Here is a 12,525-nt window from a genome sequence, read left to right on the forward strand (position 1 = left end):
GGATGGTGCGGAGGATTCGCAAGGCATTCGTGCCGGGCGGATCTTTTTGTGCTTCACAGGCGGCGAGGGCGTCGGAATCTGCTGCGGGCGGAGGTACGGCTACAAACGCAGCCGGCTCGCTTCAACCTGCGCCTACGCGCAAAAAATGCGTCTGCACACCCAAACCGCCGCCGTCGCCCCGCTCTACGCGCAAAAAATGCGTCTGCACATCCAATCCGCCGCCGTCGCCCCGCTCTACGCGCAAAAAAAATGCGTCTGCACATCCGATCCGCCGCCGTCGCCTCGCTCTACGCGCAAGAAATGCGTCTGCACACCCAAACCGCTGCCGTCGCCCCGCTCTATACGCAAACTTTGCGCCTGCATGTCTCGCGACAAAGAGGGTTCCGCAGGTGCACGCCGTCTCTGGGATATTATCTCTCTTCCTTCGGGCCGCATCGCTGTCATTCGACGAACGGGCTATTGTCTCGCGTCACGCTCGTCATGCCGGGCGCTTATAATCGCCGGGTTCGGGGCATCCTTGGTATAAAAAGGAGGCGATCGACCATGACGCTATCCCGCACGAATGCCGCTCCGATCATCGCACAATCGGACGGCACACTGCTGCTGGACGAGCGGCTGCCGAGCTTCGAAGAGGCGCAGGAGCTGCTGCGCGCGATCGCGGAGCTCCGCAAGCGTCCGGGCCATCTTCACACCTACCGGATCACGCCGGTTACCATATGGAACGCAGCCGCTTCGGGCTGGACCGCAGGCCGCGCGCTAGGCGAACTGCGCGCATTGTCCAGATATGGCGTGCCTGGCGCGCTGGAGCGGGAGCTGGCGCTGCAATTCGCCAGATACGGACAGCTGCGGCTCGGCATGGCGGGCGGCGAGCTGAGGCTGACGGCGGCAGATCCCCGGCTGCTGGCCGACATCGCGGCGCTGAAGAGCGTGTCCGGCTGGCTGTCCGTCGGGAGGGACGGCAGCCATGCCGTCGTCCGTCCCGAGGTTCGCGGCTGGCTCAAGCGGGAGCTGGCGCTGGCAGGCTATCCCGTCGTCGACGAAGCCGGCTACCGGAGCGGACAGCCGTTGCCGCTGCAGCTGCGCGGCGCGGGAGGAGACGATGCCGGGCCCATGCTGCGCGGCTATCAGCAGGCCGCGGTCGACGCGCTGCTCGGCGGTGCCGGGGATACAGGCGCACCGGACGGCGGCGCAAGCGCCGGGGGCATCGGCAGCGCCGCCGGGGGCAGCGGCGTTGTCGTGCTGCCCTGCGGTGCGGGCAAAACCTGGGTAGGCATCGGCGCGCTGTCCCGTCTCGCCTGCGAGACGCTGATCTTGACGCCGAATACGGTCTCGGTGACGCAGTGGATGCGGGAGCTGCGGAGAGCCACCACGCTGGGCGACGAACAGATCGGCGCCTATACGGGCACCTCCAAGCAGGTCAGGCCCGTCACTGTCGCGACTTACCAGGTGCTGACCAGCCGCGGCGGCGAGCACGGGGGCTACTCGCACTGGCCGCTGTTTCAGGACCGCAACTGGGGATTGATCATTTATGACGAAGTCCATCTCCTGCCCGCGCCGGTCTTCCGTCTGACGGCCGATCTGCAGGCGACGCGCAGGCTCGGCCTGACGGCGACGCTCGTACGGGAGGATGGCAGGGAGGGCGACGTCTTCGCCCTCGTTGGCCCCAAAGTATACGAAGCGCCGTGGAAAAGCCTCGAGCGCGAAGGCTGGATCGCCGAGGCGTCCTGCTGCGAGGTGAGAGTGCCTCTGGACGCGGACAGCGCCGCGCGTTATGCGGAGGCGCCCGCGCGGGCGCGGAGCCGGATCGCGGGAGAGAACCCGCGCAAGGCCGAAGTCGTGAGGGCGCTGCTGGACAGGCACGAGGGGGAGCAGGCGCTCGTGATCGGACAATATCTGGACCAGTTGCGCCGCGTAGCCGGAGAGCTCGGCCTCCCGCTCGTCACGGGCGATATGCCGCACGGCGAGCGGCAGACGCTGTTCGACCGGTTCAACCGGGGCGAGATCCGGGCGCTCGCGCTGTCGAAGGTCGCGAACTTCGCGGTCGACCTGCCGGACGCCGCCGTGGCTGTCCAGATCTCCGGCAGCTTCGGCTCCCGCCAGGAGGAGGCGCAGCGACTGGGCCGCATCCTGCGTCCCAAGCGCGGCGGGACGGAGGCTTCGTTCTATTCGCTCGTCAGCGATCAGACGGATGAGGTGGAATATGCGCGCCGCAGGCAGCAGTTCCTCGTGCAGCAGGGCTACAGGTACGAGGTGAGCCGCTGGGCCGAAGCGGGCGCGGACCGTCATTCGCGTGCGGCGGCCGAAGCCCGCGCCTCCGTCGTCTCCGCGCACGGAGGCGATGGCCCATGAATGCGCGGGACATTGTGCGCGAGCTGCCCAAGAGCGCGCAGGCATGGCTCGCGGAGAGCCCGTGGACGCGCGATTGGCTCACGGAGGAGCGGCATCTGTCCGATGTGCTGGCGGATCCGGACCGGGCCGCCCGGTGGGCGGTCGGTGCGCCGCCGCTCGCCCGGGATGCGCTCGCGCTGATTGTCAAGCGCTTCGGCTGCTCGGCGTTCGCGGAGGACAAGCTTGCGCCCGAGGGCGGGCGCCCCGGGATCGGCTGGACGGGCGCGGAGCTGCGCCTGGCCGTCCAGCTGCTGCGCAGGGACGGCATTCTATTCGCGATGAGCCGGCCGTGGGGCGATCGGCTGCTGCTCTTGCCCGAGGACATGTATCCCGTCTGGCGCAGTCTGCTGCTCCCGCTGCGCGTCGATCCGCTGCCGGCGCATGTCTGGATGGAGGGCTGCGATGCCGCAGCGGCGCCGCTCTCGCACGAGCTGATCTGCGCCTGGGCGGCGATCCGCAGGACCGGATTGCCGCTCAAAGCCAGCGGCGATCCGCGCAAGCGCGAGGCGGCCGGCGTTGCCGGCGCCATGCGACTCCAGCCGGAGGAGATCCCGTACACCGCGGCGCTTCCGGCGTGGGAGGGCGTACCGCCCACGGCCGCCTTGGCGGTCCGGCTCGGCTTGTCCGCCGGGATGCTGAGGCAGGCTGCGGACGCGATCGTCGCCGAGCCGAACGACGCGGCGAAGCGGTGGCTTCAGATGCCCGCCGCTGCGGCCGAGCGATATTTGCTGGAGCTGGCTATCCGCTGCCTGCTGCCGGAGGACCGGCCGGGCGTCCGCCTTGCCGCCGAATCGCTGCGCGATCTGGCGCCTATGCGATGGTACAGGGAGCAAGATATTATCGCGCAAATGCCGACCCGCGAGGCGGCCGAGGCGACCGGCGGCTGGATCCGCTTTTTGCGTGCGGCCGGCTGGGCGGAGACGGGCAGCGATGCGGATGGCGCGGCGCTGCGATGGACGATGGCGCCCGCTGCTTCCGAGCCGGGGGAAACGGGTACGATCGCGGACGGCGGACGCTACGAGCTGATGCCGGATCTGGAAGCGATCGTGCCGCCGGAGGTGCCGCCGGGCGTGCGCTGGGAGCTGGAGCTGGTCGCGCGCCGCTTGAGCGAGGATGTCGTCGCCGTCTATCGGCTGGACCCGGATTACTGCCGCCGGTCGCGGACGCTTGGTCTTGCGCTGGGGCAGGCGGAGGCCATCCTGGAGCGCGGGACGGGCGCGTCCGTCCCTGCCGCTGCCGGCGTCGCGCTGCGCGATTGGTGGGGCATGGACCGGCCGCCCGCGGAGCGCGGGGCGTGGACTGCGGCGGGGGCGGGCGATCCGCCCCCCGCATCGGCGGCTGCGGACCGCCCGGCCGGCGGCGGGGACGGCAGTCCGGCCCGTTTGGCTCGCGGCCGAAGTCCGGATGCCCGGCGCGTCCCGGCCGCCTCAGCTTCCGAGCGGTACGTGTGGGATTCGCACCCGCCCCTGCTCTCCCTCGGCCTGTATCCGGGCGCGGACGGCATCCCGCCGGGCTGGCTGCGACAGCCGGCCCTCTATCACGCCTCCACCCGGAGGGAGCTGGTGGAGCGGGCGATCGGCTGGCGCGCCGCGCTGCGCCTGAACAGGAGCGGGGAATGGATCGATCTGATCCCGGAGCGGCTGCTGACCGGCGGCGAGCAGTGGCGCGTCGAAGGGAGATCGTTCGTGCGGGAGGCGGCGAGCGGCCGGCCAATCTGTGCCGCCGGCACGATCGCGCTGGGCGCCGAGGAGATCGGGGAGACGATGATTCTGCTCCCGGGCGCGGCGCCGGCGTCATCCGAACGGCCGATCTCTTGACCCTGTGCGGCGAATATGTGATATGATAGTAGAGCATGACAAGCGCACAAGGCAGGTGATGAGGTCTTGACCATGGTTAGATCCCTTCCCGCACCGGAGGCGCACGGCGCGACGATGTCCGAATCCGCGGCCGATATGGCGGCGATCGCGGCACGCGCCTTCGAGCTGGGAGATCTTATAAAGCACTCCGCGCTGACGGAGGATTATGTTCACTGGAAGCGTTCGGTAGAGCGCAGCGGGGAAGCGCAGACGCGCATCCGCGAATTTCTCAAGGCCAAGGAAAAGTTCGGCGAGTGCGAGCGATTCGGCCATTTCCACCCCGATTACCATGAGGCGCTGGACCGCGTATACGCGGCCGAAGCGCGGCTCGAGGAGATCGAAGAAGTCCGCCGCTTCAAGGAAGCCGAGACCGCTGTAGACCGGCTCCTGCACGAAGTATCGCTGCTGATCGCGCATTCGGTGTCCGACACGATCAAGGTGCCCGACAACGACCCGAATCCGAAGGCTTCGGGCTGCGGCAACGGGGGCAGCTGCTCCTGCGGCAGCGGGGGCTGCGGCTGACAGCCGATTGAAGGCGAGCCCGACAGAACGGAGGGAAGTCATGTTCGCAGAGCGGACTGGATATATCATATGGTTCAGCGACTGGAAGGCGGCGCGTGCGCTGGACAAGTACGGCAGCCTGCACTATATGTCGCGCAAGATGAATTACGCCGTGCTCTATCTGGATGCGGAGGCGGCGGAGGATACAGTCCGCAACCTGCAGCGGCTGCCCTATGTCCGCAAGATCGAGCGATCCTATCGGGGCGAGATCAAGACCGAATACGAGAGCAACGTGCCGGACAAAACCCGGTTTTACGGACTTTGAGCCACAGATCGATGCACGAGAAGTGCCGCGCTCGCAGAGCGAGGGCACTTCTTTTTTATATTTCGAAGGACAAGTTACATTAAAAAAATGTAAAGTATGGAATCTATTTTTTTTATTGTTGAATGTACGTGAATAATTGCGTTAGAATGTATATAAATGCCTAACGATTTTTTACTTCTTATAGGTCTTTTGGCTCATGCGAGCGAAGGGAGGGAAGCCCTGTGAAAGACAAGCAGACGGAACGTTGGAGCACGTATGAGCCTTTTTACGTAGCGCTTGGAGACAAAAGAGTCGCGGATATTATCATTACCAATCACGCTCGAATTCGGTGGACCGACCGCGTCGAATCCGAGAAGACGGGCTTCTCCGATATCGCCGAGTATTTGTGGAAATGTCTGAAGGAAGAACGGATCGTATCCTACTATCGCAACGAAGAAGACGTATACACGATCGACGACGACCTCGTATTCGTAGCGGAATTCGCAGTATCCGACAAGGAAGTCGACCTGATCGGCAATCCGCTTCACAAGATGATCGTGGTGACGTTCCTCGGCAGAATGTCGGAGACGATGGAGCTCCGCGATCTGAAAACGTATTATTCCTGGTTAAGGCACTCGCGCCGCATGACGCTCATCAAGAACAACCGCAAACGCCGCTAGACGTTAGATACGAAGCATGCCCTGCGGCATGCTTTTTTGTTGCTCTGCGAATGCGGTCCGCCGATTGTGTTATAATGCATTCAACTCTCGAGAAGGCAGGCAAGAGAAACATGGCGCTGAACATTCATCAACTTCACACTTTCTACACGGTCGCCGAAAGAGGGAGCTTCTCGGCCGCCGCGCAGACTCTTCATATGACCCAGCCAGCCGTGACGATGCAGATCCAGGCGCTCGAGGAGCGGTTCGGCGCGAAGCTGCTGCATCGGTCCGCCAAAAAGCTCGAGCTGACGGAGGCCGGGCGCGTCCTGCTGCCGCAAGCTCGCAAAGCCATCGAGCTCATGCGGGAAACGGATGCGCTGATGACCGCCCACGCGGTACAGTTGAAGGGACAGCTGAAGTTCGCGGCCAGCCTCACGATCGGCGAGTTCGTGCTGCCGCGGCTGCTCGGTCCCTTTCTCAAAACATATCCCAATCTGTCGCTTAGCATGCGCATCATCAATACGACGGAGATCATCGAGGAGATCGAGAATCACGGCCTGGCCTTCGGCTTGGTCGAAGGACGCGCGGAAGGCCCCGGATTGCTCGCCGAGCCGGTCATGAACGACGAGCTGGTGCTCGTCGTCCCGGCCGGACATCCGTTCGCGGAAAGGCGCGATGTCGAGCTGGAAGAAGTGCTCAAAGAGCCGATGGTTCTCAGAGAGACGGGCTCGGGCACGCGCCAGGTCATGGAGGAAGAGCTCGTCCGGCAAGGCGCGAGTCCTTCGGATTTGCGGGTCGTGAGCGACTTCGGCAGTACGGGCGCGGTGAAGTCCGCCGTCGAGGCGGGGCTCGGCCTGTCGTTCCTCTCCGTATGGACGATTCGGCACGAGGTGGCCCTTGGGCTGCTGGCACCCGTCAAAATTCGCGGCATCGCTTTTCGAAGGCAATTTTACGCGGTTCGCCAGCTATCGTCGGATCTGCCCCTCGCGGGGGCTTCACTGCTGGAATATTTAAGGGGGATTCAAGTTTGAACAGAGCGGACCTGCATACGCATACAACCGCCTCGGACGGTCTGCACAAGCCGGCGGACAACGTCCGCATGGCGGCCGAGGCGGGACTCGCGGCCATCGGCATCACGGATCACGATACGGTCGCGGGGCTGGATGAGGCCAGAGTGGCCGGCCGGGCATACGGCATCGAGATCGTGCCCGGCGTCGAGATCAGCACGGCGATGGACGGGCAGGATATTCACATTCTCGGGTATTATGCGAACGATCGGGACCCGGTGTTTCTCGCGCGCCTGGCTTCGCAGCGGCGTGTGCGGGATTCGCGCAACGAGCTGATCGTAGCCAGGCTGAACGAGCTCGGCGTGCCGCTCACGTGGGAGGACGTGCTGGACGCAGCCGGGAGGGACCGGGGGCCGGACGAGACGGTAGGACGGCCGCATATTGCGGAGGCGCTGCTCCGGATGGGCACGGTGGGAACGCTGCAGGAGGCGTTCGACCGCTACCTGGCGGAGGGCAAGCCTGCGTATGTCCTGCCGCCGCGCATCGTGCCTGCCGAGGCGATCGCCTGGATTCACGAGGCGGGCGGGGCCGCGGTCGTCGCGCATCCGGGCTTGTACGGCGCGGACGCTGCCGTCGAAGCGCTGCTGGCGGCCGGCGGTGCGGACGGCGTCGAGGTATACCACTCGGATCACTCGGCCGAGGACGAACGCCGCTACGCGGCCATGGCCGAGCGGCACGGCGTGCTGGCGACGGGCGGCTCGGACTTTCACGGCGCGCGCAAGGGACGCATCTATCACGGCCCGATCGGCTGGCGAACGGCGGATGCGGCCGTCGTGGCTGCGCTCAGGAAGCGCACATCGGACCGGCGGACGGGTGCGGACCGGAAGGCGCTTGACGAGTGATATTGAGCGGGCTGCGGGCGCAAAAAAAGCCCGCACAGCCGATGAGGCGGCGGGCAGCGCCGACGCATCGGCTGTGCGAGCATTAGGCACGCACACACGCCGATCAAGCCTTCTTGACGACGCTCGGCAGCGTGCGGACGAGCGCTTCGTCCGGCGTGATGAACAGCGTCTTCTGGCCGTCGTAGATGACGTAGCCCGGCTTGGCGCCGCTCGGCTTGCGCACGAGCCGGATCTTCGTATAGTCGACCGGCACGAGGCTCGATTCCTTGCCCTTGCTGTAGTAGGCGGCCAGATTCGCCGCTTCCCTCAGCGTCTGCTCGCCGAATTCGGCGGCGCGGATGAGCACATGGGAGCCGGGCATGTCCTTCGTATGAAGCCAGGTGTCGCTCGGCTGGCCGAGGCGGTTGGTCACATAATCGTTTTGCGTATTGTTTTTGCCCACATAGATCGGCACGCCCTCGCTCGACGTGTAGCAGAGGATGGCGGGCCGGTCGTTTTTTTTCTTGCCGCGGTCGCCCTTGCGGCCGCCCCGCGCGCGAATGTAGCCCTGCTCCATCAGCTCCGCGCGAATCTCCTCGATGTCCGCCGGCGTCGCTGTGTCGAGTCCCTGCAGCACCGATTCGAGATAGGCGATCTCGCGCTCCGTCTCGTCGATCTGCTCGGTGACGACCTCGCGGCTGTTTTTCATTTTCGTATATTTGCGGAAGTATCGCTGTGCGTTCTCGTTCGGCGTGAGCAGCGGGTCCAACTGCACGCGGATCGTCGGCTGATCCTCCTCGTAATAATCGGTAACCTCGACCTGCTTATCCCCTTTGCTCATCGCGTACAGATGTGCGGTCAGCAGCTCGCCGAGCCTGCGGTACTTGTCCGCGCCTTCGGCTTCGTTCAGCGTCTGACGCAGCTTTTCCAGCTTTTTGACGTTTTTGACCGTCTCGTTCTGCAGCAGCCGGGTCAGGTCGACGGTCCGCTGGCGGACGAGGTCGCGCTCGGCCTTGTCGGTATAGTAGGCTTCCAGACATTCGTTCATGGAAACGAATTCGCGGCGCTCGCCCGGCACATGCGTCAGCGTCAGCGCATGGAACTGCGTGCGGCCGGAGGGATCGAGGACGATCGACGGCGCGTAGCGATGCGCGGCGGCTTCGGCCATGAGCGCGGCAAAGACGGCGGGGACGGCCTCCTCGCTGCCGCCGGCGCGATAGACGATCTCCTTGGCGAGCAGCGGGCTTAAGCCCGTAAACGCTTCGACGAGCGCGCCGGGCAGCGCGGAGCCGCCTGCAGCTGCCGTCTCGAGGGCGAGCTTGGCGTCGGCCGCCGTCGCCTCGAGCGGGTCCAGCTTGTCCTGTGCCGGAGGCGGCACGTACCGCGTGCCCGGCAGGACGACCCGGTAGCTGCTGATCGCGGGCGTCACATGACGGATGCTGTCGTGGACGATACCGGTCTGCGGATCGAGCAGCACGAGGTTGCTGTGGCGTCCCATAATCTCGAGGACGAGCCGCTTGAGGGACAGATCCCCCAGTTCGTCGCGGTGGCGGACGTCGATCTCGACGATGCGCTCCGCGCCGAGCTGGCGCACGGCTTCGACGATGCCGCCTTCGCAGTGCTTGCGCAGCAGCATGCAGAACATCGGCGGCTCCTGAGGGTTGGCCCAGGGCTGCTCCGTATAGTGAAGCCTCGGCATCGAGGGATGCGCGGACAGCAGCAGCTTGCGTCCGAAGCCCTGGCCGCGGATGTGCAGCACGATCTCGTGCTCGGTAGGCTGATAAATTTTGGCGATGCGGGCGCCGGCGATCTCCTGCAGCTCGTGGACGAGCGCGCGCGCGACGATGCCGTCGAGTGACATAGAGGCATGACTCCTGACTGTTGCTTTTTTTCGGAAATCCGTTCCTCTATGATGCCACATCCGGCTCCAAAGGGAAAGGCGGCGGACAAGGGGATATTTCCGGGCTTGGCCGAATAGACATAGGCTAGTAGGCTGTCCGGCTTCGTCCGGAGGGCGATATCCGGGAGGAGGAACCCGTCGTGGAAGGGAAGGCCTGGCATCAGCTAAGCGAAGACGAGCTAGCCGTATTGCTCCAGACGAACACGAAGGAAGGCCTGGCGCCGAGCGCCGCAAAGGAAAAGCTGGCGGGGCATGGACCCAACGAGCTGGCGGAGAAGCGCAGGGAATCTCCGATCAAGCTGCTGCTGAATCAATTCAAAGATTTTATGGTGCTCGTGCTGGCCGGTGCGACGGTCGTATCGGGGCTGCTCGGCGAGATGCTGGATGCGCTCACGATCATCGCCATCATCGTCCTGAACGGTCTGCTCGGCTTCTATCAGGAATTCAGGGCGGAGCGTTCGCTGCGCGCGCTCAAGGAGCTGTCGGCGCCCCATGCCAAGGTGATCCGCGGCGGCAGCCTTGAGGTCGTGCCCGCGAGCGAACTCGTGCCCGGCGATCTCGTTGTGCTCGAGAGCGGGGACCGGGTGCCTGCGGATCTGCGGCTCGTGCAGAGCAGCCAGTGTACGATCGAGGAGGCCGCCCTCACCGGGGAGTCCGTCCCTGCGGCCAAGCAGTCCATGCCGCTCTATGCCGCGGAGCTGCCGCTCGGCGACCGCAAGAACTGCGCCTATCTCGGCACGATGGTGACGCGCGGGACGGCCCGTGGCGTCGTCGTGCGCACGGGCATGAACACCGAGATGGGCAAGATCGCCGACCTCATCCAGCAGACGGATGAGGCCGAGACGCCGCTGCAGCACCGGCTGGAGCAGCTCGGCAAGATACTGATCGTCGTCGCGCTGGCGCTCACCGTGCTCGTCGTCGTCGCAGGCGTGCTGCACGGACAGCCGCTCTACGGCATGTTCCTGGCGGGCGTCAGCCTCGCCGTCGCCGCCATACCGGAGGGGCTGCCTGCGATCGTCACGATCGCGCTGGCGCTCGGCGTACAGCGGATGATCCGCCGCAAGGCGATCGTGCGCAAGCTGCCGAGCGTCGAGACTCTCGGCTGCGCCTCGGTCATCTGCTCCGACAAGACGGGTACGCTCACGCAGAACAAGATGACCGTCACCCGTGTGTGGACGGGCGGCCGGGAGATCGAGGTGACGGGCGAAGGCTATGGGCCGTCAGGCCAACTGCTGGAGCGCGGGGCGGCGGTAGACGTCAAGGGAGATGCCTCGCTCCGCAGGCTCATCCAGGTCGCCGCGCTGTGCAACAACGCCGAGCTGGCGAAGAGCGAACGCGGCGCCGAAGCGCGCGGGCGCAAGTCCGAGCGGGCGGAAGACGATAGCGCCGATGCGGCCGATTGGCAGGTTAAGGGCGACCCGACCGAAGGTGCGCTGCTCGCGCTCGCCGCCAAGTCCGGTCTGCCCCGCGCTTCGCTCGAAGCGCTCTATCCGCGCATGAAGGAATTCCCGTTCGACGCCGAGCGCAAGCGGATGTCGGTGCTCGTATCGCATCAGGGCGGCCGGCTCGTATGCACGAAGGGCGCGCCGGACATGCTGATCGACCGCTGCGCGTATGCGCTGTGGGACGGCAAGGTGGTGCCGTTCACGGGGACGCTGCGGCAGAAGGTGCTGCGCGCGAACGAAGCGATGGCCAACGAGGCGCTGCGCGTGCTCGGGTTCGCCTACCGCGAGGCCAAGGGCGGCGAGACATGCGAGTCCGAGGACGAGGCGGAGGAGGGACTCGTCTTCGTCGGCCTGGGCGGCATGATGGACCCGCCGCGCCGCGAGGTGCACGACGCCATTCAGAGATGCAAGGCGGCCGGCATCAAGACGGTGATGATCACCGGCGACCATCAGATGACGGCCGAAGCGATCGCGCGTACGCTCGGCATTTTGCCCCGCGACGGCAAAGCCGTCAGTGGCGCGGAGCTGGCGGGTCTGACCGACGAGCAGCTCGACAAGATCTCGGACGATGTCTACGTCTACGCCCGCGTGTCGCCGGAGCACAAGCTGCGCATCGTGCAGTCGTTGCAGCGCCGCGGCCATGTCGTCGCCATGACGGGCGACGGCGTGAACGACGCGCCGGCGGTCAAGGCCGCCGACATCGGCATCGCGATGGGCATCACCGGCACGGACGTGACCAAGGAAGCCTCCGCGCTCGTGCTCGCCGACGACAATTTCTCGTCGATCGTCGCGGCCGTCGAAGAAGGCAGGGGCATCTACGAGAACATCCGCAAGTTCATCCGCTATCTGCTGGCCTCGAACGTCGGCGAGATTCTCGTCATGTTTTTCGCGATGATGGCCGCGCTGCCGCTGCCGCTCATCCCGATCCAGATTCTGTGGGTCAACCTGGTCACCGACGGCCTGCCCGCGATGGCGCTCGGCGTGGACCAGGCCGAGAGCGACCTGATGCGGCACAAGCCCCGCTCGGCCAAGGAGAACATCTTCGCGCGGCGGCTGGGATGGAAGATCATCAGCCGCGGCGTGCTGATCGGTCTCTGCACGCTGGCCGCCTTCGTCATCACGCTCGGCGGCCGGGATGCGGACGCAACCACGCTCGTCCACGCGCAGAGCGTCGCCTTCGCCACGCTCGTCATGGCGCAGCTCATCCACGTGTTCGATTGCCGGAGCTCGCGCTCCATTTTTCACCGCCGCTTTCTGGAGAACAAGTTCCTCGTGCTGGCCGTATTGTCCTCGCTGCTGCTCCTGCTCGCAGTGCTGTACTTAGCGCCGCTGCAGCCGATCTTCAAGACGGTGCCGCTCGACCTGCGCGACTGGGCGCTCGTCTTCGTGGCCGCGGGCATCCCGACGTTCGCGATGGGCATCGGCAGCGTGTGGGGCTCCTCGCGCCGCCGCCGGTCCGGCGGACGCATCTCGTACGGCGGCGGCCGCGGCGCAGGCCCGGTCAAGACCGTGGTCCGCTGAGGTCGCACCGATCTCTCGCAGCTGCCGGTTGGCAGTTAGAAAAGCCCGCTCCCGCGTGCCCTC

9 protein-coding genes are annotated in these 12,525 nt (G+C 65.8%); 8 read left to right on the plus strand and 1 reads right to left on the minus strand.

The annotated features are described in order from the left end of the window. Positions 1–543 precede the first annotated feature (543 nt). The 7 genes from VQ071_RS04920 to VQ071_RS04950 all read left to right on the plus strand — a co-directional run bounded on the left by VQ071_RS04920 (position 544) and on the right by VQ071_RS04950 (position 7,617). On the plus strand, positions 544–2,349 hold the full coding sequence (locus VQ071_RS04920; protein ID WP_340512744.1) for a DNA repair helicase XPB: 1,806 nt from the start codon (positions 544–546) through the stop codon (positions 2,347–2,349). After that, positions 2,346–4,205 (plus strand): hypothetical protein, encoded by a 1,860-nt coding sequence (locus VQ071_RS04925; protein WP_340512745.1) that lies wholly within the window; start codon positions 2,346–2,348, stop codon positions 4,203–4,205. Before VQ071_RS04920 ends, VQ071_RS04925 begins: the two co-directional genes overlap by 4 nt. 72 nt (positions 4,206–4,277) lie before the next feature. Then, positions 4,278–4,766 (plus strand): YlbF family regulator, encoded by a 489-nt coding sequence (locus VQ071_RS04930; RefSeq protein WP_340512746.1) that lies wholly within the window; start codon positions 4,278–4,280, stop codon positions 4,764–4,766. A 40-nt stretch (positions 4,767–4,806) separates the two neighbouring features. Next, positions 4,807–5,070 (plus strand): YlbG family protein, encoded by a 264-nt coding sequence (locus VQ071_RS04935; RefSeq protein WP_340512747.1) that lies wholly within the window; start codon positions 4,807–4,809, stop codon positions 5,068–5,070. A gap of 221 nt (positions 5,071–5,291) precedes the next feature. After that, a complete protein-coding gene (locus VQ071_RS04940) occupies positions 5,292–5,729 on the plus strand; it encodes a hypothetical protein (RefSeq protein ID WP_340512748.1) in 438 nt (145 codons plus the stop codon). A gap of 110 nt (positions 5,730–5,839) precedes the next feature. Beyond that, entirely contained in the window at positions 5,840–6,739 is a 900-nt protein-coding gene (locus VQ071_RS04945) for a LysR family transcriptional regulator (protein ID WP_340512749.1), read from the plus strand. Continuing rightward, positions 6,736–7,617, plus strand: a complete 882-nt coding sequence (locus VQ071_RS04950) for a PHP domain-containing protein (RefSeq protein WP_340512750.1) — start codon at positions 6,736–6,738, stop codon at positions 7,615–7,617. The genes VQ071_RS04945 and VQ071_RS04950 overlap by 4 nt, the downstream gene beginning before the upstream one ends. 103 nt (positions 7,618–7,720) lie before the next feature. Here VQ071_RS04950 and VQ071_RS04955 read toward each other — a convergent pair whose 3' ends face one another. Continuing rightward, entirely contained in the window at positions 7,721–9,457 is a 1,737-nt protein-coding gene (locus VQ071_RS04955) for an Rqc2 family fibronectin-binding protein (protein ID WP_340512751.1), read from the minus strand. A gap of 179 nt (positions 9,458–9,636) precedes the next feature. On the opposite strand from VQ071_RS04955, the gene VQ071_RS04960 reads away from it, so the two are divergent. After that, positions 9,637–12,462: a calcium-translocating P-type ATPase, SERCA-type gene (locus tag VQ071_RS04960; protein WP_340512752.1), complete on the plus strand. Its 2,826-nt coding sequence runs from the start codon at positions 9,637–9,639 to the stop codon at positions 12,460–12,462. The last annotated feature ends 63 nt before the right edge of the window (positions 12,463–12,525 follow it).

This window comes from Cohnella sp. 56 (assembly GCF_037963805.1).
Lineage (GTDB): Bacteria > Bacillota > Bacilli > Paenibacillales > Paenibacillaceae > Cohnella.